This window comes from Alteribacter salitolerans (genome assembly GCF_016901055.1).
Lineage (GTDB): Bacteria > Bacillota > Bacilli > Bacillales > Salisediminibacteriaceae > Alteribacter > Alteribacter keqinensis.
In genome coordinates this window covers 423,709-449,953 of sequence record NZ_JAFEUX010000001.1, presented here as the reverse complement: position 1 = coordinate 449,953, position 26,245 = coordinate 423,709, and the positions used below count along the sequence as shown (strand labels likewise).

Below are 26,245 nucleotides of genomic sequence, written 5' to 3'. Positions count from 1 at the left end.
CATGTGCGGAAGATACACTCTTTACTCAGACCCTGATTTTTTAAATAACCATTTTGATCTTGAAAACCCGGAAGAAGCCATTACTTATAAACCGCGTTATAACATCGCTCCAAGCCAGGATATCCTCGCCGTAGTTCAGGGTAAAAAAGGGCAGAGGGCAGGTTTTATGAAATGGGGGCTCGTCCCGTCCTGGGCGGATGAGCCCTCCATCGGGTATAAAATGATTAACGCAAGATCTGAGACTATTCATGAAAAGCCGAGCTTTAAACATCTGATTAACAGGCGTCGCTGTATCGTCTGCGCAAGCGGCTTTTATGAATGGAAGAAAGAGGGCGGCAGAAAACAGCCTTATTATATCCAGCTGCCCTCTGAACAGCCAATGATGTTTGCCGGTCTGTGGGACCGCTGGGAAAAAGAGGGGCAGACGCTGATCACAACCACGATACTTACAACAGAAGCCAACAGTACGATGAAAGAGCTTCATCACCGGATGCCTGTTATCCTTAATGATGGCCGGCAAAAGCATTGGCTTGATGTGAATTCAAAAGATACGCTTCATAAGATATATAAAGAACGACCTTCGTCCCTGCATATCCATCCTGTCTCCATGTTTGTAAACTCCCCTCAAAACGAAGGGCCGGAATGTATTGAAAGGATTTAGGTCTTTTGTTTGGCCAGTTCATGAATAAGAATACGAAGGTGGGAGCTGTTAGTGTTTCTGTCCTCCCCCCTGATACGTAACGGTTTTACCCTGGACTCTGACAGTGCATAATCAAGGGTGAACATAGCCGGGTCTAGAGTGTTGTCTACATCGCTCCATTGGACCGGATAGGCAGCAAGTCCCTGCGGCACTGCCCGAAGAGAGTAGGGGGCAATAATGGTCTTCCCTTTGCCATGCTGAAGAAAATCAATGTACAAGCGGTCATTCCGCTTTTTTTTCAAGCGTTCAACTGTCCGCTCGGCCGGATTCAATTCTACAAGTGCTGAAGCGAGAAAAGACAAAATGACGTTGCCTTCCTCATACGTGATGCTTCCTTTGCTGACTGGGATGTAAATTTGAAGCCCCTTTCTGCCGGATGTTTTTACGAAGGAGTAAAGCTGCCATTTGTTGAGAATTTCTTTAACATCCAAAGCTGCTCTTACGGCATAGGGGAAGAGCTTCCGGTCGGGAGGGTCCAGGTCCAAAAACAGTTCCTCTATATCACCATCAGCTTTTTCCGGCGGGATATGAAATTCAATGGCTCCCTGATTTCCGAGCCACAATAACGTCTCAATGTTGTTCACTAAAATGGTGTGATGCCCTTCCCACATACGTGTCTCTACGAAAGATGGCAGTGACGGAGGGGCGTTTTTCTGGTAAAAAGACTCTTCTTCTATCCCATCAGGGAAACGGATAACCGTTAAAGGCCTGTTATATAACCAGGAAAGAATAAAAGGGGCCATTTTCTGCAGGTAATAAATATAATCGCGCTTGGTGATACCGGCTTTTGGAAAGAGAAGTTTTTCGGGCTTCGTTATGTTCACATGAGGAGGCAGAGGCTCCAGTTCATAGTTGAGCCGCTTTACTGTGTAGTCTGATGGATCCTCATGAGGCAGGAATTTTGAAAAACGGGGTTCTCTCAGTTCTTTCCCTGTTGTTCCGAGGCATTTCACTTCACAGCAGAGAGGTGCTGCCAAATCATATTCACCATTTCGGTGTTTTGAATTTTTCCTTATGACTTTTTTTAATATATCCCGTTCTTCACTTGAAAGACCGTGACTGAAGGAGCCATAAGGCTTCAACATGTCATTCGATTCCACACCGATTTTAAAATAACCGTTCTTCTTCTCACCTGTAATAAGAACATGAACGGATTTGTAATTCTTTATTTTCTGCCATTCCATCGTTCTGCCGGGCATCCATTTGCTGTATTCTTTCTTTGCCACTATACCTTCCCCGTTATACGACTGTACCTGGTTCCACAGTTTGTCAGGTGACTTCCATACGGGTATCATTTGCAGGGGGGATGTTTCACTTCTTTCCTTTTCAGGTTCCAATGGACATCCGAGTCCGGACAAAAAGGTCTGGAGAGATGCCTTTCGTTTGATAAAAGGTAACCCAGTCATATCTCTCCCTTTTAGGATAAGGAGATCAAATGCGAGGAAAACAGCGGGAAACAAAGCCGCATGTTCAGTTACAGATGTTTTGCTTCTCATTCTCCCTCGCTTTTGGCACTGGGAGAAATCACTTGTGTAGTTACTTAATAAGATTGAGAGTTCCCCATCAAGAACGACCGGGATGGGTGGCTTTCTGCAGTTTTTACAATACGCTGTGATTTCAGGAAAGCGGTCGTTTAATAACAGTCCGTTCCGGCTTATTAACCGGACTTCATCCTCATTCCACTCCAGGCGGCACCGAAACCCATCATACTTTGTTTCATACAACCAGCCATTCTTACGGTCCGGCCAATTTTCAACTCTTGTGGGCAGCATGACATTCAACATCTACACTTCCTTAATCCAGTATTATCTACTTATAACCTTCGCTTTTAAGGACCAAATTAACAGTACAATCTATGGTAAATAAGGGAGAGTCGAAGATGCATACAATATGGAAAGGAACGGTCAGTTTCGGACTTGTAAATATTCCTGTAAAGCTTCATGCAGCCACTGAAAACAAAGATGTTTCCTTAAGACAGCTCCATAAAGAGTGTCATACACCGATCCGCTACGACAAAGTATGTCCTCATTGTGAAAAAGAAGTTGAGAAAGAGGATATTGTAAGAGGGTTTGAATATTCCAAGGAGCAGTATGTCATTATTGAGGAAAACGAGTTAAAGGAGATTCAGAAAGCCCAGTCCGAACGGTCAGTTGAAATTCTTGATTTTGTTGACTTAAATGAAATTGATCCGATTTATTTCGATAAGAGCTACTTTCTGTCCCCGAACGAGGGAGGGACGAAAGCCTATGTTCTTTTAAGGCAGGCACTGGAGGAATCCGGTAAAATCGGGGTAGCTAAAATCATGATACGGGCAAAAGAACATCTGGCAGTTTTAAGGGTTTATAAGAATACGTTGTTAATGGAAACCATTCACTTCCCTGATGAAGTAAGGGCAGCCGACCAGGTCCCGGGGATACCGGAAGAGAATGATCTCTCAAAAAAGGAAGTCACCACAGCAAAAATGCTTATTGACCAGCTGACCACAACGTTTGAACCGGAAAAATACACAGATGAGTACCGTCAGGAGTTTATGAAGCTGATTGAAACAAAGAGGAACGGAAAAGACGTGGTGACTGCCCGGAAGCCTAAACTGGACACATCAAATGTAACCAATCTTATGGATGCTTTACAGGAATCGATTGAAAATACAAAAAAAACGAAGAAAAAAAGTGCCGCCTCAAAAAAACGGACAACAACAGGAAGAAAAAAGAAAAATGCATAACTGCCTCCAGCGGGTGGTTTTCTTTTTTGTCACAGGGGAATTATATTCAAGGAAAAAGGACACCTGTATACAAATGGAAAACTCATTATTTCACAAATGGCAACAGGTGGTTTACTTTATTTTACAAAAAACGACTGTATTTTCGGAATTTAGGTCGAATTTCCATAAAATTAATGAGAAAAATTCTAAAAAATCTACAATTTCTTTTGAGGAATATTTCCTATAGTGATAAAATAACGATGTAAGCGTTTCACACGCTTTAAAGCACTACTACTTTTTATCCTTCTTAAACTTTACATATTACATGTACACAAACCGGGTGTACAAATGGAGGTACTGGATTCATGAGCTCAAAACACGTTCAAATGGATGAAGGCTGGTCCCAGTTTCACGGACCCAACTTCGGCTATTTACTGGAAGTGTATGAACTGTACAAAGAAGATGCAGCTTCAGTAGATGAAGAGTTAAAGCAGTTTTTTGACAAATGGGGAGGCCCGCCCGAATCAGAAGGAACTCCGGCTGCACAAAGCAGCGGCGGAGACATTACCGCAGCAATAAAGGCTGCAAAGCTGGCGGATCATATCAGAAGAAACGGACATTTAATGGCTGATATCTCTCCTGTTGAAAAACGTGAGTCACAAAACCTGTTCGACCTGAAAAGTTATCAGCTTACAGAAGAAGCGTTAAGAGCAATACCGGCTCACCTTCTCACACCACATGCTCCAAAATCAGTGGAGAACGGGCTTGATGCCGTTAATCATCTGAAAAAGGTCTACAGTTCGGCACTCGCTTTTGAGTTTAATCAGGTTCATGACCTGGAAGAGCGGGAGTGGCTTTATAAGATGGTGGAGTCGGAAGAATACCGCCCGACTTTTTCAGATGAGATGAGAAAAGATCTGTTGAACCGTCTGAATCATGTGGAAGGGTTTGAACACTTCCTCCACAAAACATTTGTAGGACAGAAGCGTTTTTCAATCGAAGGTCTGGATTCAATGGTGCCGATGCTTGATGATGCGGTCAAGGAATCCGTAACAGATGGCGCTAAAAATGTCATGATCGGTATGGCGCACCGGGGCAGACTGAATGTTCTTGCCCACGTTCTCGGGAAACCGTATGAGATCATTTTCTCCGAGTTCGTTGACGCTCCAAACAAAGAGCTCGTGCCTTCCGAAGGTTCTGTAGGAATTAACTACGGTTGGACAGGTGACGTAAAGTATCACCTCGGAGCTGACCGGGAAGTTGAAGAAAAAGAAGAAAAAGCAACCGTCTCCCTTGCCAACAACCCGAGTCACCTGGAGTTTGTCGATCCGGTTGTTGAAGGCTTTACCCGTGCCGCACAGGACAATCGCAGTGAGCCGGGGTATCCGAAACAGGACAAGTCAAAAGCAATGGCGATTCTCGTCCACGGTGACGCTGCATTCCCGGGTCAGGGTATAGTTGCTGAAACGTTAAACCTGTCCCAGCTTACGGGCTATGCTACGGGTGGTACGATTCATGTTATCGCCAACAATAAAATCGGATTCACGACATCCAGCAGTGACTCGCGATCAACAAACTACGCAAGCGATCTGGCTAAAGGATTTGAAGTGCCGGTCATTCACGTGAATGCTGATCATCCGGAAGCGTGTGTTGCAGCGATGCATCTCGCCTACGAGTATCGTAAGCGTTTTGAAAAAGACGTTCTGATTGATCTTATCGGTTACCGCAGATACGGTCACAACGAAATGGACGAGCCTGCAGCAACACAGCCGCAGATGTACAAGGAAATCAGAAAACATAAAACGGTATATGAACTTTATGCTGACAGACTGCATGAAAAAGGAATTATCGGAAGTGACGATGGAAAGAAGCTGCGTCAGAAGCTTCTTAGTGACCTGCAGTCCCAGTATGAAACAATTAAAGCAAACAAACGTGACCGGGCAGGGGAGATGAATCCTCCTGACAAGGTTGTCCAGTCTCTCGATAACATTGATACGTCAGTTGAATTGGACACCCTCAAGCAAATAAACGAAGAGCTGTTAAAGTTCCCTGAAGACTTTAAAGTATTTCCCAAACTTAAAAAGATCCTGCAACGTCGTGAAACGGCCTTTGACAATGAAGGAGCCATTGACTGGGCATTAGCTGAGACACTTGCCTTTGCTACGATTCTCCATGACGGAAATCCAATCCGTCTTACAGGTCAGGACTCGGAACGGGGGACATTCTCCCAGCGTCACATTGTACTGACTGACAGTGAAACCAATGAAAAATACTCTCCTCTCCATAAAATGCACCATGCGAATGCTTCTTTTGCTGTTCATAACAGCCCGTTATCGGAAGCTGCTGTAGTTGGATTTGATTACGGGTATTCTGTTCAGGCTCCGGAAACATTAACAATCTGGGAAGCCCAGTACGGAGACTTCTCCAATGGAGCACAGGTTATTTTCGATCAGTTCGTATCTGCAGGACGTGCAAAGTGGGGGCAAAAATCAGGACTCGTTCTGCTTTTGCCGCACGGTTATGAAGGACAAGGTCCCGAGCACTCGAGCGGAAGGGTTGAAAGGTTCCTTCAGCTTGCTGCCGAAAATAACTGGCACGTAACAAATGTCACAAGTGCAGCACAGTATTTCCATCTTCTCCGACGTCAGGCAAGCATTCTTGGCAAGGATGAAGTGCGTCCGCTCGTTGTGATGACACCGAAGAGCCTGCTGAGACACAATAAAGTGATTTCCACGAGTGAAGAAGTGGCAGCAGGTATGTTTAAGCCGATTCTTGAACAGCCCGGGCTTGCAGAAAATCCCGAAAACGTAAAGCGGATTGTTTTTGCCACAGGTAAGCTCACGATCGACCTGGCTGAAGCAGCTGAGGAACTTGAAGATAAAGACACGGTTCACGTTGTACGTGTTGAAGAGATCTATCCGTTCCCAAGGGAAGCTGTTGCAGAGCTCAAAGAAAAATATCCGAACGCAAAAGAATGGGTCTGGGCACAGGAAGAGCCGAGCAACATGGGAGCCTGGCACTATGTTCTTCCACACCTCAGACACCTGGCCGAAGATCATGCAGAAGTCAAGTATATCGGACGCCGCCGTCGTTCAGCTCCAGCTGAAGGGGATCCGAAAGCGCACAAACAAGACCAGAAAAAAATCATAGAAGATGCGTTGTCGTTAAACAGCGAAGGGAGAGAAGAAGAATGATCGAAATCAAAGTTCCTGAACTAGCAGAATCCGTAACAGAAGGTACAGTCGCTCAGTGGCTGAAGCAGCCAGGTGACCAAATTAATAAAGGTGACGATATCGTAGAGCTTGAAACGGATAAGGTAAATGTGGAAATCTCCGCTGATGAGTCCGGTACACTCAAAGAAGCTCTATTTGAGGAAGGGGATACAGTTAAAGTCGGAGATGTTATCGCCATGATTGAAGAAGCTGGGGGAAGTTCTTCGGAGAAGAAAGAAGAGCCGAAAGCAGAGAAAAAAGAAGAATCACAGAGCAAAAGCGAGCCGGAAGCTTCTTCACAGGAAACATCCCAGTCAGAGAGTTCAGACTCCCCTGACCGTCCGATTGCAACACCGTCTGCCCGTAAATATGCACGTGAAAAAGGAATCAACCTGAGCGAAATTTCTGCGCGTGACCCATTAGGGCGTATTCGTAAAGAGGATATTGAAGAACATGAGTCCAAGCAGAAAAAGTCTGAGTCAAAACCTTCACAGCAGCCTGCAAAACAGGAAAAACCAAAAGATGACCCTGCCAAGCCGGTTGAGCGTGTAAAAATGTCAAGACGCCGCCAGACCATTGCCAAGCGTCTTGTAGAAGCACAGCAGACAGCTGCAATGCTTACAACGTTTAACGAAATTGATATGACAAATATCATGGAGCTTCGTAAACGCCGTAAAGATCAGTTCCTTGATAACAACGGAGTAAAACTTGGCTTTATGTCATTCTTTACAAAAGCTGTTATCGGTGCTTTGAAGAAGTACCCGCTGTTAAATGCTGAAATTCAAGATGACGAAATTGTCATGAAGAAGTTTTATGATATCGGAATGGCAGTTTCCACCGATGACGGACTTGTCGTGCCGGTCGTTCGTGATGCGGACCGCCTTGACTTTGCCGGTATCGAAAAAGAAATCGGAAATCTTGCCGGAAAAGCAAAAGAGAAAAAGCTTACCCTTGGCGACCTTCAAGGAGGAAGCTTTACGATCACAAACGGTGGTATTTTCGGATCTCTGTGGTCTACCCCAATCCTTAACACTCCGCAGGTAGGTATTCTCGGAATGCACAAGATTCAGATGCGTCCGGTTGCCATTGATGATGATACGTTTGAAAACCGCCCGATGATGTATGTGGCTCTTTCCTACGATCACCGTATTGTTGATGGAAAAGAAGCTGTAGGATTCCTTGTGAAAGTAAAAGAATTGATCGAAGACCCTGAATCCCTTCTTTTGGAAGGATAATTGTAACTGCCCTAAGTCTGTCCCCAGTGGTGAAATACACCTCTGTGGACAGACTTTTTTTGTTTTAGGCGCATGGCCGTGCCAAACCAGTTACAAAAGGTCATCGTTTGTTTAATACCATATCCAAAAAAGGGGACCTGTAAAGGGCAGAACCAGGAAGCATAAGACCAGTTGAAAGGACGGATGATAAAATTTATTCTGTTTCATCTGAATAAATAATGCAGCGTACTCAAGAGGGCATTGTCGAATTTTGCCCCAGGACTCCAATTGAGTGGTGGCGGTTTACGAGCAGGTCTATGGGTGGAGCAGGAGGGTTCGGTTCCTCTGACTATGAATTCAAGTTTGTTTTACGACAGGTCTCACTGGAATATAAGGGTTGTGGTTATGTGGAGACACTATTTTTCCGGGAAGAAGGAAAAATCACCGTTCAGCCCGGATAGGTTGTGACTTCATCCGTGGAAGTCTCGACAGACAGAAACAATAACAGAAAATTGCGAAATTAAACAAACGTTTAACTTCAAGGCTGGATGTTTGAAAGGGAATGAATCGTGGAACAAGGAGATAGAATATAATCGTTGGAAACCAAAAGGAGTGTTACGATGGCAAAGAAAATGCTTATGGTAGTGACAAGCGCAGACAAAATTAATTCCGATAATAAAACAGGCATCTGGGTATCCGAGTTCGTCGAGCCTTATCTTACCTTTATTGAAGCAGGGTATGATGTCACGGTTGCGAGTCCGGGAGGCGGGAAGGCTCCTTTGGATCCTGTCAGTATTGAAAACGATCAGCCCGAGGCGTGGAACGAGCCTCTCAAGCGTTTGGAAGAGACGGCCCCATTACAGCAGGTCTCAAAAGAATCGTACGATGGTATCTTTTTACCGGGTGGTCACGGAACCATGTTTGACTTTCCGGATGACCCTTCACTCCAGACGATATTAACCCACTTTGCAGATCATAACCTGCCCATTGGTGCCGTATGTCACGGTCCTGCCGGATTTGTGAAAGTAAAAAAATCTGATGGCACATCCCTTGTTGATGGAAGAAGGATGACTGCTTTTACAAATGAAGAAGAAGAATCCACAGAGCTGGACAAGCATATGCCTTTCCTTCTTGAAACATCACTCAGAGAAAACGGTGCATTGTTTGAAATGGGTCCGATGTGGTCTGACTATGTGGTTACAGATGGCAACCTGGTGACCGGTCAGAACCCGCAATCAAGCCTGGCAGTAGCAAAAGCGTTTGTGGATGTTGTTGAGACGATGCGGAAAACAACTTACGAATAAATAAAACAACAACCAGGCTGTTACGCCTGGTTGTTTGCATTCTCAGCCATTTTAATGAACCTTAATTCATCCTCCACGAGCCCGCAGCTTCCGCATTGGACGCGCTTGTCAGGGCCCTGGTAGGTCAAGTGGAAAGGTTCCTGTCTTTCTACTTCCTCGTAAGCTCCATCATCATTATTCCACATTACTGAAGTTACCACCTGGTCAATTACGTTGAATCGTGTCTTTGCTCTGCATGATGGACACATATACGTATGATGCATAATCACATCTCCTTCTTTCAGCATTTTCTTCTCTTACCGGTGCAATCTTATATGAAAACAACTTTTCTTTTTTATAGTATAACCATTGATACAGAATTTAATAGAACACTCTCTTACTTCCTGCAAAGGAGTGTGATACATTAAGAGTTCTTATAAAATCTATGTCAGGTTGAATTCTGTTTTACTTCAATCAACCTTCTTTAATTATCGCTGTTTTCCCATAAATTATTGCTATTATCAGTTCCTTTAGAGGACAGATAATGAAGCTGCAGCCTGCGTGCTCTTCGCTTTTCGTGTGGCAGTGTCTGCAATCGGTGAGAAAGAACCCTGCTTCTTCCTCTTCCAGTAACGCTTCGCAGTTATCTGCGTCGAAGCAGCTCGCAGCCTGCTCAAAGTGTATGAGTTCGTCACTGCCACAGGAGTCTGAGTCATTTCAGCTTTATAACCTCTTTCAGTAAAAGCTACAATCTTTGCGAAAACAGTCTTTATTATTCATTCAATAACTATAAAACAGCAGTGGAATTTGAAAGGAATATGCAGATGAGATACGACACACACCTTGCAACAACGATCGCAGCCGGAAGCGGCATTTGTTTTTTTCAGCAGGACACTTCTTTTACTACTGTTTATATAACGGGGCTGATTGCCGGGAGTCTGCTTCCGGATATTGATGAACCAAGTTCTTTTCTAGGGAGAAGGCTTACATTTATATCAAGGCCGGTTAAGCGTATCTTCGGACACAGGGGCATCACTCATTCTGTTTTAACGTGGATGATCCTAGCTTATCTGTTGTCTCCGTTTGAGCATCCATTTCTAACGGGTCTATTAATTGGCTACGCTGTACATCTGGCAGGAGATCTGTTTTCAAGCAGGAGCATCCCGCTGTTTGCTCCATTCAGTTCGTTTCGGTTAAAAATGCCTGTTACATACAAAACCTCCGGACTTGCTGAAAACATCATTTTGTTTATAAGCGTTGTCATCTCCATTGTATTTATCCAGCAAGGAGAGTTGATTGTAGATATTTTACAAGGTCCGGGTATTCAAACTCTTATTTTTCCGTGATATGATAAAAGGAACGTATGATCGTATAAAAGCAACCTTATTATAGAGACCATTCTTGGAGAAAAAAGTCTCGATATTAAAAAGGAGGGGAGATCATGTCACCAGATTTTTTAAACAGTCTCACTGAAATTGTCAAAAAGCATCCACTGGAGGAAAAAATATTTATTGTCCCTTCAAAACGTGATGGCCGCCTGGCAGTGGAAGCACTGGCAAAAGAAAACACACCTGTTGTTAACGTACATAGTAAAACTATTGAAGACCTGGTGAAAGAAACGGTGTACTGGAAACTGCTTCGTGATGGGAAAAAAGAACTTCCCCAGGAAGCAGGGAGGCAGCTAGTCTATAAAATTATGAAGGAGCTGCAAGCTGCCAATGAGTTTGAATACTTTTCATCGATCAAACTCACACCTTCATTAAGTGAATCGGTCTACCGTGCCATACTCGATATTAAACGGAGTTTGGAGGATGTTACTTCCCTAAATACATCCTCATTTCAAAAGGTGGAAAAAGGAGAGGACATTCTAAAGATTATTGAAAGGTACGAACAGTCCCGGATAAAAGAAGGGTATGTGGATCGTGCGGATCTCATCAAGGAAGCGTTATCTGATTCAAAGACAGCATTGGAAAAGCAGGTGTTTGTCTTTTTCCCCCACGATGCCTACCATCCGGCAGCGGCATCATTTATCAACCGGTATACAGACAAAGCCTCTGTATATGCACCCGGCTATTCAAACCTTAAAAATACCGAACAGAACCGTCAGATGATCAGCAGGGATTCCGTTCCTGCAGAAGTAACCGTTGAAGAGAAGATGGTCCAGCATAAAGGTGACTATTCATTAAAGGTTGCCTTCAGTGCGGAAGACGAAGTTAACCAGATCCTTTCCCATCTGAAAAACGAGAATATCCCTTTCGATCAGGCTGTGATTTATTATCCGAATGCCAACACCTACCACAGCCTTCTTTATCATCTGAAAGAAAAGAATGGTCTTCAAGTGACCTTTTCTGAAGGGGTGCCTGTTTCTTATTATCCATCAGGAAAAATGCTGTTTGCATTTCTGGACTGGATGAAATCAGACTTCACCTTTAAAAATCTGGAACGTATGCTGCAGGAACGCAGTTTGTTTGAGCCTGAAGGTGTTTCAGTTAAAAAAATGCTCCGTATCCTTAAAAACCACGGAGTTAAAAAAGGGAGTTCTTCATACAGAAGGGTTATTGAGCGTCTTGAAGAAACAGGGGAGTATCCTGAATTAAAGTCCTGGCTCGCTTCACTGTTTAAACTGGTCCCGGTTAACAGCAGGTATGACACTGTAACGTCTGCTCAGTTTCTCGAGAGTATGATTACCTATCTCAAAAATTGGGTTCGCCCGTCGGGACAAGACGATGCTTCATGCAGATCCCATATCATTCTTATGATTGAACAAGTCATCCCTCACCTTACATATAAGGGAAAAGCCGGTGAGGTGATTGCCCAGTCTGAATTTTGGTTTTCTCAAATGAGTGCAACTGCATCGATGCCAAAGCCGGGTCATTTGCATGTAACTCCGGTCAGGACGAGCCTTTATTATCATTTTAAACACGTGTTTATTCCCGGTATGACAAATAAAAACATCCCTGGAAGTCAAAAAGAAGATCCTATCCTTCTCGATCAGGAACGTACAGCCATTCATCCCTTTATGATGACATCGGCTGAGCATATAAAACGTGAAGCCTGGAAGACAGCAAGCATTGTGACATGTCTTAAGGGGAAGACGCATTTTTCTTATCCTCTTATGGACCTTGCAAACAATAAAAAGGCAACTCCCGCCTACGCTTTTATACAGCTGTACCGTGTGCAGTCAGGCAACTATGAAGCGACAGGGGAAGACGTGGAAAAAGCATTAACAAATGCCTCTTCCTTTGTTAATGAAGAGACTTCAAAAGTAAGTGAGTCTTCCTGGTGGACGAATGTGCTGTTTAAGAACGGACGTCTTGAAAAAACATTTTATAATAATGAACTTTTTGCCCATCTTCTTCAAGGGAATCGAGCGGAATCATTGAGGCAAAAAGGAGAACTGACCCCATATGACGGACACCTGAATAAACAGACCGCACTCCTTAACCCTCTGGTAAATGACCAGGTGGTGATGAGCGCAAGCAAACTGGAAAACCTTGCTGTCTGCCCCTACCGGTACTTTCTGAAGGATATTCTCGGGATTGAAGCTGAAGAGGATGAAGAAGAAGACCGCTATGCCTGGCTGGATCCGGCAGCGAAGGGGACGCTTTTGCACGCCATTTTTGAACGGTTTTACCAGTACCTTTATGACGAAGGAAAAACCTTTCAGGCTGATGGAACAATGGAATGGATCGAACCGATCGCAAAAACGGCAATAGAAGAAACAAGAACGATTTTACCGCCGCCCAATGAGGTGATTTATGAGCTTGAAAGTCAGGAAATCCTGGATGCGTGCTACATTTTCCTTAAACTTGAAGAAACCTTTTCTGCTAACCGTAAACCTGTTCACTTTGAATATGACTTTGGTTTTAAGGAAAGAGACAGTGTTTCTATTCCTGTAGGAGAAAAAGGAACATTGAAGTTAAGAGGAAAGATCGACCGTGTGGACAAGCTGCCTGATGGTTCTTTCGGTACGGTGGACTATAAAACCGGCGGAACATTTGGCTTTGATGAGGAAGGTTTCTTTAATGGCGGAAGAAAACTTCAGCACAGTCTGTATGCCTTGGCCTTTGAACTGTTGAATGAAGCAGACAGACCTGTGGTTTCGGCAGCTCACTACCTGTTTCCGACCAGAAAAGGAAAGGGAGAGCAGGTTCTGAGAAAGTTCGATGACCAAAAGAAAGCGGAACTTCTTCAAATCGTTGACCACCTCACCGCATTTATTCAGGAAGGACAGTTTCCCTTTACAGAGGACCCGAATGATTGCAAGTTCTGTGACTATAAGCCTGTCTGTATGCGACACCGTTATGACGAAGATCTGGTTCAGGAGAAACTGGCACACCCTGATACAGAAGGAGCGAAGCGATTAAGGGAGGTGCGGAAATATGACTGATCTTATTGACCATCACCAGCGGGAGTTAATTAACAATGATTTGGACAGGAACTTTTTAGTAGAGGCCGGAGCAGGGTCCGGTAAAACAAGAAGTCTTGTAACGAGAATGACAAACCTGATTCTATCCGGAAAGTACAGTATCCACGAAATTGTCGCTATTACATTTACCAGAAAAGCAGCCGATGAGCTCAAAGAACGGTTTCAGGCTTCACTGGAAAAAACGGCAAAAATGACTCTCCAAAGCGGGGAGAAAGAACGTGTTATCAGAGCACTTGAGAGCTTTGATCAATGTTTTTTAGGTACGGTTCACTCTTTTTGTTCAAAACTATTGCGGGAGCGGCCGGTGGAAGCGGGCCTCGATTTTGATTTTAAAGAGCTTGACGATCAGGAAGATGAGCTGTTACTGGAACAGTCATGGGAACGCCATTTGATTTCAACGAGGCTCTATAATCCTGAAAAACTTTCACAATTCCACGATGCTGGAATGAACGTGGCAGAGCTCAGACTGGCGTTAAAGACGGTAAAAGAATATGAGGATGTGTCCTGGTATACAAAACCTAAGGAAAAACCCGAACTGGACGTTGTGTACCGTGAACTTCTCGGACTTGTTGAGTATGCAAAACGCTCCTTACCTGATGAAAAACCGGTAAAAGGGTATGACAATTTACAAAAAAAAATGAAGGATGCAATCAACCAGCTTTCCTACTTTAACCTTAATGAAGACCGTAACAAAATTGCTCTTATTAAACTTTTTAACAGTAAACCATCCGTTACACAAAACCGCTGGCCGTCCAAAGACGAGGCAAAGGATATTGAGGAGAAGGCAAAGGCATTTCATGAAGTGGTTGTTCGGTTTCTTGAAGAATGGGCGGAGTACTGCCACCAGCTTATTATTCCGTTTATCAGACCGGCCCTTACTGCCTACAAAGAGCTGAAAGGGGAGCTCTCCCAGCTGAATTTTCAGGATATGCTTCTCCTTACAGCAAAGCTCCTGAGAGAGCAGCCGGAGGTCCGGCAGTACTTTAAAGATAAGTACCGCTGCCTTCTGGTTGATGAATTTCAGGATACGGACCCCGTACAGGCTGAAATGATGCTTCTTCTCACAGGTGAACAAAATGAAGAACGGGACTGGACAAAGCAGACTCCACAGCCCGGCTCACTGTTTGTCGTAGGAGACCCAAAGCAGTCCATTTACCGTTTCAGACGTGCAGATATAGATATTTACCAGAAAGTAAAGCAGATGATTGCAAAAACCGGAGGGGAGACCCTTGACCTTGTAATGAATTTCAGAACAACAAGCAGGATTACGAGCCGGATCAACCCTGTGTTTGAAGCTGCACTGCCTGAATATGAGGATTCTTACCAGGCAGCCTACAGACCGTTGATTTCTTTTAAGCAGGATGAAAGTGATGAAGAGATGAAAGGTGTCTATTCACTAACGGTTCCGGATGGGAAAAAAGACGAAGTAATGGAGGCGGAAGCCCGCCGCATTGCCGCGTACATCGTCGAGAAAGTAAAAACCGGGAAGGCAAAACCGAGTGACTTTATGATTTTAACAAGGTACAACGAAGGCGTTTCGGAATATACAAAAGTGCTTCAGGAGTTTAATCTTCCGGTTATGACTTCAGGTGAATACGGTTTATGTGGTGATCACCTTCTCACGAGCTTTGCACACCTGCTTTTATATCTTGCCAAGCCGTCAAGTTCCTTTTATTTTACAGCAGTCTTGAGGGGGCCGTTCTTTGGAATAAGTGATGAGCTCCTGTTTAAGTTTAAGGAAGCAGGCGGTGAGCTTCATGCATTCTCCGGAATCCCGGAAAGCCTCGCAGGAAGTGAACAGCGGACGCTTGTTTACGCTTTTGAAAAATTACGGACCTATTTGAAATGGTCCAAAGATAAACTTCCGTCAGCTACGATAGGAATGGTAGCGGATGACCTGCTGCTCCTGTCTAAATACGTCATGAAAAACAGATCAAAACGTGATGTGGTTCATTTTTTCCAGATGATCAATCAGGTACGGGAAAAGGAAAGCCAGGGGAATGCGTTATTTGGAGACTTAGCAGCGTATTTCTACGAACTTGTCAGTGAGGCGGCTCACGAAGAGATCCTTCTGCCCGAAGATCATCAGGCAGTCAGAGTGATGAACGTTCATAAATCCAAAGGTCTGGAAGCTCCTTATGTATTTCTTGCCCACCCTAAAAAATGGACAGATGTGGGGAAGTTTATTGATAAGCACATCCACCGCTCAGAGACAGGTTCCACAGGTTATTTCACATTCAGCAGATCAGTGGGTGCCTTTAACCATAAGGAATTGATTGCCCAGCCTGCAGGGTGGGCCGAAAAAAAAGAAGAAGAGATGAAATACCTGAAAGCAGAGGAAGACCGTCTTCTTTATGTCGCTGCAACGAGAGCAGAAGAAATGCTCATCGTCAGCCGGACAGATAAAGATAAAAATAAAGCTAATCCATGGCAGACCCTCCATATAGGTATTACCGGCCTTGAAGAGATTGAACTTCCAGCATCGTTTGAACCGCCGGAATCTGAATCGAAGCAGGAGCAGGTAGTTTCCTTTCGAGAGTATCAGTCCCTGAGGCGTGAAAGAGAAGACTGGATTACTAACGCAGGCAGAAGTTCCTATACTTACGTGACCCCTTCTGAAAAGGACAGTGACACTGTCTTTTTAGAACGGGAAACAGGCGGAGGTAAAGAGTGGGGAAGCTTTGTCCATGCCCTATTTGAACAGCAGATTAAAGATGGAAATGAAGCAAGAAGCAAAATCCCCTACCTTCTTGGTATATTTGAACTCGATATGAGCCGTGAAGAAGAAGCGGAAACTCTTTTAAATGACTTTCAGTCGTCTTCTGTTTATAAGAGAATTCAAGAGGCAAGTGAAGTGTACACTGAGGTTCCTTTCACCTATCAGGAGCACGGGGAAGCTGGTCTGGTGATTCATAACGGTATTATTGACCTGATTTTTAAGGAAGATAACGAATGGGTGATTGTGGATTATAAAACGGATCACCTGAAAAACCCCGGTGAACTGCCGGCTTTGAGATCTGTTTATCAAAAGCAGCTGGATGCCTATATTAACTCCTGGACAAAGGTCACAAATGAACCGGTAAAAGAGGCGATGCTTCACTTTGTCCGCTATCCTGATCAGTAGAAGTGAAAAAGGAAAGTGGGGACTTATAAGGCTTGGGTACGACCTTTTAAGTCCCCTTTTTTTTAATGTATTAAGACACGCTTATTTTTATCTTCTTTGTGGTCTCTGTAATAAGATACCATCGAACGAAGTGTATCTGTAAAACTGGGAATGACAATGTCTGAATCTTTCAGGTCAGCCTGAACTTGGGCAGTGTCATAGGTTGCACGGCACGTAAGGTAAGCGAGGGCTTGTTTTTCCACTCCGACCCATTGCCTCAATTTCCGGAAGTTAAGGAGGTAGGTGGCTGACTGGAGGGGAATCATCCCAACAGGCTGTTTTCCAAGGTACTCAAGCATAAGCAGACGGTAGACTTCCCTCATAGGAAGAGGAGCTGGATCAGTAAGGTGATAGGTTTTTCCTGCTCCACAGTCAGCATGGCTTAAATAGGCTGTTGCTTGAATCACATAGTCTACCGGAACAAAGTTTCCGTCTGCCTTCCCTGCACCGAGATAGGGAATGACAGGCAGAAAAGAGAGGCGGTCAAACATATTTAAAATGAAATACGGACCGTCAAATTTTATCGTAGCTCCGGAATTGGAATGGCCCCTGACAATCCCAGGGCGGATAATCGTAACAGGAATATGATCTTTCATATCTTCGACGAGGATTTCTGCTTCAAACTTTGTTTTTTCGTAATCGTTTTTAAACTTCTGTCCCTCGTCCAGTTCAGTTTCATAAATAATCCCTTCCCGCTTTCCTGATACATAAGCCGTGCTGAAATAGACATAGCGTTTCAGGTTCGGAAGTGTAAGGAGCCAATCGTTAATATGCTTTGTTCCTTTTACATTTACTTCATATGCTTTCCTGTAAGGAACGGCCAGATCATAAATCGCAGCGAGGTGAAAAACATAATCGACTTCCCGGATTCTTGAAATGGCTGCCGGATCAGTAAATAAGGAAGGACTTGTGATATCTCCTTTAACAATATGGAAGGCAATTTCATTTCCACATTCCATTTCCTTTATCCTGGCTACTTCCTCTTCTGCTGCATTCGCCTGCGAATCCATGACAAGAAGGTAAATCGAATTAATTTCCTTTCCTTTCTGCCTGATCATTTCTCTTACAAGCTCCCTTGCAATGAAGCCGGGAAACCCGGTAAAAAAGTACGTATTCATCGAAATGAACCTCCTTTATAGTCTGAGTGGATCCATATACTTCTATATAATGTATTTGTTAAACACTCACCTAGTAAAATAGTAATGAAAATGAACATGCAACTAAGTCTATATTCAAGAAATGTTAAAAAAATCTAGGTAATTTTTATCTAATTGGATGGAGTGAGCTAGTATCAATAGTATTATGGTGTATAATGTTGTTAACTATCTAAACATTCAGATTCAGGTGGTAAAATGATTGGAGACAGAATTAAATTACTCAGAAATGAAAGTGGCTTGACCGTCGAGGAACTGGCCGACGGAATATTATCTCCAAAATACATACAGGACATTGAAAACAATGTTCGTCACGTTCCTGACGATATCCTGCCTGAATTAGCAGCAAGGCTGGGTACATCTGTAGATTCTCTGCTCGGAATTGAAAAGGAAACAAATATTCGCAAGGCGAATGAACTGCTTGATTCTGCACTAAGGTATGCCTATCGTGAGCTGCTTGAGCTGGCTAAAGAAAACATAGTTAGAGCGAAAGAGTTAGAAGAGCATTTTTCTACTGAACTCAAAACGAAACTAATAATTGTAGAATGTCAGGTGTTAATTAAAGAGCGAAAAGTTAAAGAAGCTTATGAATTAATAGAAAGTATGGACGAAGAGACAGTTAAAACATTTAACGATTTATACTTTATTTACTTAAGGGTTTACGGTGCTTTGTATTTTTTCAAAGAAGAATACTGGAAAGCTATTATGAGTTTACACAGTGCCATCAATGTAAAAGTAAACTTCGAAAAATATCCCTTTGAAGTTGGGATCTGTTATTTTAACCTTGGTATCACTTATGCTTTTATCGGGAACCTCAGTTGGGGTGAACAACACCTGAAAAAAGCAGAAAGTATCTTTCAGGATATTGGTGAGATTAAACAACTAACCGATACTTATATTAACTTAGGCAACATCTATTTTAGAAGAGATGATTACGAGGATGCCCTTGATACTTATAAAAAGGCCCAAAATCTCCTGATTTATAACAGTGATTTAAAAACGTCATCCTATATTTTTCATAATATTGGACTGGTATATTTAAAGTTGAATAATAACAATAAAGCTATTGAATTTGGGAATCGTGCTCTTGCCCTAAAAAGAAAAGTAGGATCTTTCCCTAATGATTTAGTGAATAGTATTGAAATGCTTGCACGATGTCACCTTGCTTGTAAGGATTATGAATTAGCTGAGTTGCATATTAAAGAGATCCTTACCTATATACCTAAGCATGACAGTGAATTAGGTTCATTGTACAAAGCGAACTGTTACGGTACTGTTGGTTTATACCATAAGGCAATAGGGGATATGGAAAAATATATAGATTATACTAAACTTTCACAAGAGATCTATAAAAATGCAGAATTATATTTTAATGCTGCAAAATCAGCTTATGAATTAGGCCAGGAATTAAACGATCAAGAATTATTAGTCGAGTCTGCCAGGTTGTTCTATCAATACCATATAAAATTAAAAGAAAAATAGGGAGGATTAACAATGAAAAAGATTATCGCTTTTGCATTGCTAACGAGTGTTTTATTTGTGGGAACTGGAGATGTAAGCTTTGCTTCAGATCCTGATTGGGTAATGCCTTTTTCAGTAACTGAATCAGCAATGTAAGTATTTTAAGGTGAGCATTCCGCTCACCTTTTTTTATTTTGTAATTCTTTTTCTTTTAATCAAATATACTGTTATATCTTGAATAAGGACAAGCGGGTGGTTGAAGGTGAATGAATTTTTAATCGGCAGTGCTGTTGCAGCGGGGGCAACAGGTATCGGCGCGATTCCTGCCCTTATTTTCAGAAAGGGAACACACCGGTTTCGCGATGTGCTTCTAGCCTTATGTGCAGGTGTGATGATGGCAGCTGCCGTCTTCGAACTTATTCCACAGGCTCTGGCATTATCCGATTTTATAATGGTCAGTCTTGGTCTCACCGCCGGGGTTCTTGCATTAACTATACTTGAAACGACGGTTCCCCATCATCATTTGGAGCATGGGTACGGTGTTAAAATTGATAAAAAAGCCATGCTTATTATTACAGCAGTAGCTCTGCATAATATGCCTGAGGGCTTGTCGGTAGGGGTCAGCTACGGGAGCGGAGTAGAGGGGCTTGGTCCTTTAATTGCACTGGCAATCGGTCTTCAGAATATGCCTGAAGGTTTTTTAATTGCCCTATTCCTTATACAGCAGAAAGTTCGTATGATAACAGCCTTTCTCATCGCACTTCTTACGGGAGTTCTTGAATATATCTCAGCACTGGCAGGGTATTTTTTAACCAGTTTTGCAGATGGTGTTGTTCCGTTTGGTCTTGCATTTGCTGCAGGATCCATGCTGTATATTATTTACAAAGAATTAATTCCCGAAAGTCACGGAGATGGGAATGCTCTTTTTGCGACCTATTCATTTATTCTCGGACTTCTGGCAATGCTTTTACTGACTACAGTGTTCTGAGTTTGAAAACATACTGCGTTCGTGGTATGTTTTTTTGTATTGAAGAGTGATGCAGGTATAAAACCGGGTATAGAAAAGCAGGACACTTATGATGAAGGGGTTTAATATGTGGAAAAAAATCGCTGTAAGAATGATTGTAATTCTCGCTGCAGTATATCTTGTGTATTTTTTAAATCAGTCATTTTTTCGTATTGATCCGGACTCCATCAGAAGCTGGATTCTCTCATTCGGAATTCTGGCCCCGCTTCTTTACATTTTTATTTTCGCGATACGGCCATTAACCCTTTTTCCGGCTTCAGTACTGGCAGTCGCGGGGGGACTTTCTTTCGGGCCTTTTTTCGCCCCGTTATTTACGTATGTGGGATCTTTATTAGGTGCAACTTTATCATTCTGGCTGGCAAGAAAGCTCGGGAAAAAAGTAGCGAAGCGTGAGTGGAAAGGGAAAGCAGAAGTTCTTCAGGACCGGGTAGAGAAACACGGGTTCTTTTATGTTCTTGTTTTACGGATCCTCCCGGTCGTAAACTTTGATCTTGTGAGTTATCTATCGGGCATATCGAGAATTAAATTTAAAACTTATATAGGGGCAACAATGTGCGGGATTATCCCCGGCACATTTGCTTTTACGTTTCTCGGTGCAAGTTTTGTCGACGGGGACTGGCGGATGATTCTTGTAACAATCTTTACTTTCCTTGTGGCTTTTTTAATTCCTGTATATGTCCGGAGTAAATTAGGTAAGCGTAATATTAACCTTGATCCGGACCTGGAGCCTGTTGATGAAACAAAATAGTAAAAGATACAACGGAGGAAGACTCATAAGGTATATTCTCACCTTTTGAGTCTCCTCCTTTTTTAGTCAGTGCTGCTCCTGCAGCTGGTCAAGAGGAACGGTCATCTCGTCTTCCGGATCCTTCGCTGGAAAGACTCTCGCTGTATCCATTTCTGAATCCACGTGCTGAATCCACACCCGGGTGCCGTTAAAGAATACGTTGTGTTCTTTTGCAGAATCCACAATTTCCTGTGCGCGCATAGCGTCCATATCATTCACCTCCATTATTTTCTGTTCTTTTCCATTATCTGAATCCGGGTACTGAATTATGCACCGGGTGTTTACCTGTCCGGCCTAAGGGGAAATATTTTAAAAGTTAAAGGTGGTGGATGCTTTGGATTATGATGTGGTTATTATTGGTGGAGGTGTCGGAGGACTCACTCTTGCAGTTAAGCTTGCCCGGTGCGGTGTCAACCTTCTTGTAATTGAAAAAGATGTTAAGGGAGGACTTGTTTATAAAGGGGAGCTCCTTCAGCCTAAAAGTCTTCAGATTCTTGATGAAGTGGATTTGCTTGATAAGCTACTGCCCCATTCCTATGAGCTTGATAAAATTCATACGTACGAGGTTGAACTGAAAAGTGGGGAAGCACCTGAAACTCTTTATCACAGCCGGCTGAATTATGACTGGCTGCCTACCAAATATAATCATGCCCGAATGGCCCCTCATGAAAAGATAAGAAATCTGCTTCTTGAAAAAGCGAACGATTATCCTTCTTTTGATTACTGGACCCCTGCCAAGCTTGTACGGATAAAGGAAGGGAGGGACCATTCAGAACAAATAGCTGTTATTAATCAGGATGGGGAGGAAAGGGAAGTAAAAACCCGATTTATTGTCGGTGCAGAAGGAAGAATATCCCCGGTCAGAAAAGCAATGGATTCAACCCTGCATTCCATGCAGTATAATCATCATTTTCTCACTGTTACCTTTCCGAGGCCCCCGTCTCTTACAGAGGCGACCATATTGGCAACAAGAAACCATTTTGTAGGCTTATTTCCGCTGCCCGATGATCAAGTGAGGTCAGTCTATATGATTGAGCCGGGACGTTACAAGGAAATGAGAAAAGAAGGCCTTGAACCTGTTTTTCAGGCTTATTATGATTTTATGCCGGAAATGAGAGGGTACGTGGACCAGATAAAAAAGTGGAAAGAGATTCAGCTGATGATCCCAATCCGTCATAATACTTCTCATTATGTTGAGAAAGGAATGGCTATTCTGGGAGATGCTGCCCACAGCGTGCATCCAATGGCTGGGGAGGGGATGAATATGGCCATTCAGGATGCCGATGTTCTGGGCGAACTCCTTTGCTGGATGTTTACAAATAACCGCACCGATCCCCAGATGCTCGGGTGGTATGAACGGGTCCGTAAACCGAGGTCGGAATTTGTTTCCGGGCTCAGTCATCAGAGTGCTCTTGTTTATTCGTTTAGAAGCAGGGCGTGGCAGAAATTAAGAATGAAGGCATTAAAACACCTTGAGAATCATCCGAGGCTTCACTTTAAACATCTCCTTAATATATCAGGAATGGGAATGTGGCCCATGAATCTTCTGGACTGGCCGAGACATATAGGGTTTCCTCCCGGGGAAAGCTCACGGTATACATTATCCGATGAGACAAAAATTAGGCACTTTTTTACAAGAGAAGATGATTACCCGTGGGAGAAACGTTGATTTCTTGTCTGAACAGGTGAGCGGTAAAAAAAAGAGAGGTTAATCCAAAAAGGTAAAAAACATCTTTTGGGTCAACCTCTTAATCCCTTGTTTTAATGAATAGTTTTAACTGCCGGAAGCTTAACAAAAACGAACAGAACAAGGATCATAACAAGAAATGCACCTGTCACCATGATGTAGTGAATACTTACACCAATCGAGAGTAACAAAGAGGTAATGGCGAAAGAAACAGGAGTCAGACCCATGGATGACATCGTTAATAAACTCATAACTCTTCCAATCATGTTTTTATCACACATGTCCTGAATAGCGGAGATTAACGGAATATTACAAAATGAAAATGTAATCCCAAGTATGAAGATCGCAAGCATGCTTTGCCATAATAGAAGGGTCTGGCTTAATACAAGAAGGGCCACAGACATTCCAAGAACACTTAACATAGCGATGAAACCGCGTTTTTTGTTTACATTTAACACGGCAATGGTAATGGAGCCTGCAACCATCCCGGCAGCAAAGGCACCTTCAAGAAAGCTGAAGTCCAGTGTCGTACCCTGAAGAACGTTTGAAACAAACAACGGCAGACCCATCATGAGGGGACCGACAATAAATAAATTCAGAAAAGCAGTCGTGATCAGAAGCGCTGAGAGTTGATCGGATGTTTTTACATAAACAATTCCCTGTTTTAGTTCCTGGAGTAAAGAAGGAGCGGATTCTTCTGCATGATTTGAAGACGTTTTCCCTGCTAATTTTATGAAGGCAACAAACACGCTGGCTAATAAAAGCAATACACTGGTAAGAGTAAAGGACCCGGTAAAACCGATAAGAACAATAACAAAACCTGCAATCATCGGTCCGAAGATCATGGCCATCTGATTGGTCATCTGAATAATGGAGTTTGCTCTTGTCAGATGCTTGCTTTTCACGAGTGTAGGCAGGATTGAACCGGATGCAGGCCAGAAAAAAGCATCCAGAACACCGAACAAAAGGGCAAAAAACACGAGTGTCCAAAGGTTTATCAGATCAGTGATGAGAAAGAGGACCAGCCCTCCTACGAGAAGTGCACGGGTAATGTCAGAGATAAACATGATTTTGGTTCTGCTGATGCGGTCCGCAATGACACCGCCTATGGCCATGAATAAGAGGCGGGGGATTGTTGAAGCAATAAAAATCAGTCCGAGTGAGGCTTCAAGCCCGAGACTCTGTACGACAAACCATGACTGACTGAAAAGGAAAACCGACATGCTCATGCTTGAAAACAAACCTGCCAGCCACAAAAACACAAAATTCTTTTCCTTAAAAAGGGGCCGCTCCGTTTCGCTGCCGGTTTGTACTTTTACTGCCATTTCACTCATGTTCTTCTTCCCCTTCATTTTTATTTCCTGCAGGAAGACCTATAAAATTAAAATGATACTCATTTCCTTTTTTTCCGGAAGTGTCTGCATCTTTTTGATCCATAAGAAACTTAGCAATTTCTCGAAATTTATTTCTTACCTCGTCATACTTCTCCTGGGTCAGTTTGAGCGTTGTAAAATAGTTAAACGTCTCTGCGGACAGTTCTTCTTCTCCGCGCTTCACAATTGATTTTGTTTTATCAAGGGAAGTTACGATATTTTCCTTTAACGAATCACTCAATACAACACCTTCCTGCTGGGGAAGGACATCTCCGAGTTGGAAACCTGGAGCAATTGTTTTATAAAACTTCTGAACAATGCCGTTTTTCTCTTCGGTCGATTCTACATAAATAAGACCTACCCGCTCCAGTTCTTTCAGATGATAATGGATTTTGGACGGGGGGGTATCAAGGAGGTCTCCAATCATCTTACCAGTACGCGGTGTTTCGAAAATCTCCCACAATATTTTGATTCGAATCGGAACGCTAATCACTTTCAGCTGTTCAATATCATTAATAATGTACGGCTTAGCCATATGGATTTAAACTCCTTTAACGTTCAATTTTATTTTAATGTATTATATTACTGAAACGTTTAAAGTGTCAATAGTTATTTTGGATTATTGAGAAAATTCTTCCCTATGTTAAAATAAGAACATACGTTCCCTTTTGAGCGGAAGGAAAAAGCTCTGACCGGAGCGGGGGTCAGAGCCAGCATTATTTTTTTAACTTGAGCAAGTACCAGGCGCCGTATGTAGCCAGAAGGAGGGAAGCATAAAGAAGGGAAACAAAGATCCACCTTAATCCTGACTCCAAAACCGGCATAAGGATAATGACAATCCCATTTACCACTATGAGTCTTACGTACCATTGGTTTGTTAAAACTGGCATGAAGATAAAGAACAAGGCTAATGATACAGCCACTACGATTGAAGAAGTCAGAAAGTATGGATAGTTGTGGAGATCGACTGCAGAATAAACAAGAATGATAAGTGCCGCCAGAAATAATAGAATAAAAACGATACGATCCAGGTTCATAAGCAACCTCCTCACTGGGACAGGCTCTTGCTGACAGGGTTAAACCGGTTGAGCCATTTTGTGTTCGAGAAAGAATAAAGAATTAAAGCAAACCAAATGACACTGAACGAAAAAAGATGAACGAACTGGAACGTTTCGCTGTATGAGAAAACACCTAAAAAAAGCATAATGGTCGGAGCAATGTACTGGAGAATCCCAATCATGGAGAGAGGGATCTTCTTAGCTCCGATACCAAACAGGAGAAGAGGTACAGCAGTCACGGCGCCTGCTCCGATAAGGAGGGGCAGGGTTACGTCCCCGCCGTAAAAAGCTGAGCCGGCATCCTCGTTAATGTAAAAAAGGTAGCCAATGGATACTGGGGCCAGCACAAGGGTTTCCAAGGTCAGCCCTGTGAAAGCACCGATCTTTGTAAGTTTTTTAACCAGTCCGTAAAAGGCAAAACTTAAAGCAAGAAGGATGGCTGCTGCAGGCACACCTTCAAAGGACAGAGTAAGGATAAGCACTCCTGCAGCAGCAAGAACAAATGATGTTTTCTGCCAGAAGTTTACCTTCTCTTTTAGAAAAACAACGCCCAAAAAGACACTTACGAGAGGGTTAATATAATACCCGAGGCTCGCTTCAATAATTCTGTCATTAGCCACCGCCCATATGTAGGTAAGCCAGTTTGCAGAAATAAATAAGCTGGCCAGAATCAGACCGGCTGTGATTTTTGGATGAGTCTTCAAATAGGCCAGGTCTTCAAGTAATTCTTTACCTTTATTCAAGATGACAATAACGATACACATAAAAAGCAGGGACCAGATGATTCTGTGAGCGAGAATCTCCGCCGGCGGCACATGCCCAAGGTACTTCCAATAGATTGGGAGAAATCCCCATATCATATAAGCACCTGTTCCTGCCGTTATTCCCATGATTGTCTGGCTGCGCTGTTCCTGCTTATTCACCTGTCATTCCCCGATTCACACGTTTTTATCTAGTGTATATCGGAAAAAGTAAGTTGTAAATGTTTTGCCTTCC

At 43.1% G+C, this 26,245-nt stretch carries 21 protein-coding genes; 13 read left to right on the top strand and 8 right to left on the bottom strand.

Annotated elements, in window-relative coordinates:
* The first annotated feature begins 1 nt into the window (after nt 1).
* Nucleotides 2–661: an SOS response-associated peptidase gene (locus JSY36_RS02095; protein WP_205165047.1), complete on the top strand. Its 660-nt coding sequence runs from the start codon at nt 2–4 to the stop codon at nt 659–661.
* Here the strand turns inward: JSY36_RS02095 and ligD are convergent.
* Entirely contained in the window at nt 658–2,484 is a 1,827-nt protein-coding gene (gene ligD, locus JSY36_RS02090; RefSeq protein ID WP_205165046.1) for a DNA ligase D, read from the bottom strand. The genes JSY36_RS02095 and ligD overlap by 4 nt on opposite strands.
* A 95-nt stretch (nt 2,485–2,579) precedes the next feature.
* Between ligD and ku the strand changes: the two genes are divergently transcribed.
* The 4 genes from ku (at nt 2,580) to JSY36_RS02070 (ending at nt 9,131) form a co-directional block, all read left to right on the top strand.
* Entirely contained in the window at nt 2,580–3,422 is an 843-nt protein-coding gene (gene ku, locus JSY36_RS02085) for a non-homologous end joining protein Ku (protein WP_205165045.1), read from the top strand.
* A gap of 344 nt (nt 3,423–3,766) precedes the next feature.
* Complete coding sequence (locus tag JSY36_RS02080; RefSeq protein ID WP_205165044.1) at nt 3,767–6,595, top strand: 2-oxoglutarate dehydrogenase E1 component; 2,829 nt, start codon at nt 3,767–3,769, stop codon at nt 6,593–6,595.
* A complete protein-coding gene (gene odhB, locus JSY36_RS02075) occupies nt 6,592–7,848 on the top strand; it encodes a 2-oxoglutarate dehydrogenase complex dihydrolipoyllysine-residue succinyltransferase (protein WP_205165043.1) in 1,257 nt (418 codons plus the stop codon). The genes JSY36_RS02080 and odhB overlap by 4 nt, the downstream gene beginning before the upstream one ends.
* A 599-nt stretch (nt 7,849–8,447) precedes the next feature.
* Complete coding sequence (locus JSY36_RS02070) at nt 8,448–9,131, top strand: type 1 glutamine amidotransferase domain-containing protein (RefSeq protein ID WP_205165042.1); 684 nt, start codon at nt 8,448–8,450, stop codon at nt 9,129–9,131.
* Nucleotides 9,132–9,151: 20 nt separating this feature from the next.
* On the opposite strand, the gene JSY36_RS02065 is transcribed toward JSY36_RS02070, so the two are convergent.
* Nucleotides 9,152–9,418: a DNA alkylation repair protein gene (locus tag JSY36_RS02065; protein WP_236784392.1), complete on the bottom strand. Its 267-nt coding sequence runs from the start codon at nt 9,416–9,418 to the stop codon at nt 9,152–9,154.
* 516 nt (nt 9,419–9,934) lie between these two features.
* On the opposite strand from JSY36_RS02065, the gene JSY36_RS02060 reads away from it, so the two are divergent.
* From JSY36_RS02060 to JSY36_RS02050, 3 genes are all read left to right on the top strand, one after another.
* On the top strand, nt 9,935–10,456 hold the full coding sequence (locus JSY36_RS02060; protein ID WP_183163712.1) for a metal-dependent hydrolase: 522 nt from the start codon (nt 9,935–9,937) through the stop codon (nt 10,454–10,456).
* 95 nt (nt 10,457–10,551) lie between these two features.
* Nucleotides 10,552–13,500, top strand: coding sequence for a PD-(D/E)XK nuclease family protein (locus JSY36_RS02055; RefSeq protein ID WP_205165041.1), 2,949 nt, complete (start codon nt 10,552–10,554; stop codon nt 13,498–13,500).
* Nucleotides 13,493–16,663 carry a UvrD-helicase domain-containing protein gene (locus JSY36_RS02050; RefSeq protein ID WP_205165040.1) on the top strand — a complete coding sequence of 1,057 codons (3,171 nt, stop codon included), beginning with the start codon at nt 13,493–13,495 and terminating at the stop codon, nt 16,661–16,663. Before JSY36_RS02055 ends, JSY36_RS02050 begins: the two co-directional genes overlap by 8 nt.
* A gap of 62 nt (nt 16,664–16,725) precedes the next feature.
* Here the strand turns inward: JSY36_RS02050 and JSY36_RS02045 are convergent, their stop codons facing one another.
* Nucleotides 16,726–17,820: an SDR family oxidoreductase gene (locus JSY36_RS02045; RefSeq protein WP_205165039.1), complete on the bottom strand. Its 1,095-nt coding sequence runs from the start codon at nt 17,818–17,820 to the stop codon at nt 16,726–16,728.
* Nucleotides 17,821–18,054: 234 nt separating this feature from the next.
* On the opposite strand from JSY36_RS02045, the gene JSY36_RS02040 reads away from it, so the two are divergent.
* The 4 genes from JSY36_RS02040 to JSY36_RS02030 all read left to right on the top strand — a co-directional run bounded on the left by JSY36_RS02040 (nt 18,055) and on the right by JSY36_RS02030 (nt 21,092).
* A complete protein-coding gene (locus JSY36_RS02040) occupies nt 18,055–19,338 on the top strand; it encodes a helix-turn-helix transcriptional regulator (protein WP_205165038.1) in 1,284 nt (427 codons plus the stop codon).
* Nucleotides 19,339–19,350: 12 nt separating this feature from the next.
* Nucleotides 19,351–19,473 carry a hypothetical protein gene (locus tag JSY36_RS20580; RefSeq protein WP_272873231.1) on the top strand — a complete coding sequence of 41 codons (123 nt, stop codon included), beginning with the start codon at nt 19,351–19,353 and terminating at the stop codon, nt 19,471–19,473.
* Nucleotides 19,474–19,579: 106 nt separating this feature from the next.
* Nucleotides 19,580–20,305, top strand: a complete 726-nt coding sequence (locus JSY36_RS02035) for a ZIP family metal transporter (RefSeq protein WP_205165037.1) — start codon at nt 19,580–19,582, stop codon at nt 20,303–20,305.
* 106 nt (nt 20,306–20,411) lie between these two features.
* Entirely contained in the window at nt 20,412–21,092 is a 681-nt protein-coding gene (locus JSY36_RS02030; RefSeq protein WP_183163713.1) for a TVP38/TMEM64 family protein, read from the top strand.
* 66 nt (nt 21,093–21,158) lie between these two features.
* On the opposite strand, the gene JSY36_RS02025 is transcribed toward JSY36_RS02030, so the two are convergent.
* Nucleotides 21,159–21,341 carry an H-type small acid-soluble spore protein gene (locus JSY36_RS02025; RefSeq protein WP_205165036.1) on the bottom strand — a complete coding sequence of 61 codons (183 nt, stop codon included), beginning with the start codon at nt 21,339–21,341 and terminating at the stop codon, nt 21,159–21,161.
* A gap of 124 nt (nt 21,342–21,465) precedes the next feature.
* Between JSY36_RS02025 and JSY36_RS02020 the strand changes: the two genes are divergently transcribed.
* Nucleotides 21,466–22,800 (top strand): FAD-dependent oxidoreductase, encoded by a 1,335-nt coding sequence (locus tag JSY36_RS02020; RefSeq protein ID WP_205165035.1) that lies wholly within the window; start codon nt 21,466–21,468, stop codon nt 22,798–22,800.
* A 92-nt stretch (nt 22,801–22,892) separates the two neighbouring features.
* Here JSY36_RS02020 and JSY36_RS02015 read toward each other — a convergent pair whose 3' ends face one another.
* The 4 genes from JSY36_RS02015 to rarD all read right to left on the bottom strand — a co-directional run bounded on the left by JSY36_RS02015 (nt 22,893) and on the right by rarD (nt 26,172).
* Nucleotides 22,893–24,152: an MFS transporter gene (locus JSY36_RS02015; protein ID WP_205165034.1), complete on the bottom strand. Its 1,260-nt coding sequence runs from the start codon at nt 24,150–24,152 to the stop codon at nt 22,893–22,895.
* Nucleotides 24,145–24,726, bottom strand: coding sequence for a winged helix-turn-helix domain-containing protein (locus JSY36_RS02010; RefSeq protein WP_205165033.1), 582 nt, complete (start codon nt 24,724–24,726; stop codon nt 24,145–24,147). Before JSY36_RS02010 ends, JSY36_RS02015 begins: the two co-directional genes overlap by 8 nt.
* A gap of 181 nt (nt 24,727–24,907) precedes the next feature.
* Nucleotides 24,908–25,228, bottom strand: coding sequence for a hypothetical protein (locus JSY36_RS02005; RefSeq protein WP_205165032.1), 321 nt, complete (start codon nt 25,226–25,228; stop codon nt 24,908–24,910).
* An 11-nt stretch (nt 25,229–25,239) separates the two neighbouring features.
* Entirely contained in the window at nt 25,240–26,172 is a 933-nt protein-coding gene (gene rarD, locus JSY36_RS02000) for an EamA family transporter RarD (RefSeq protein ID WP_336511424.1), read from the bottom strand.
* Nucleotides 26,173–26,245: the final 73 nt, after the last annotated feature.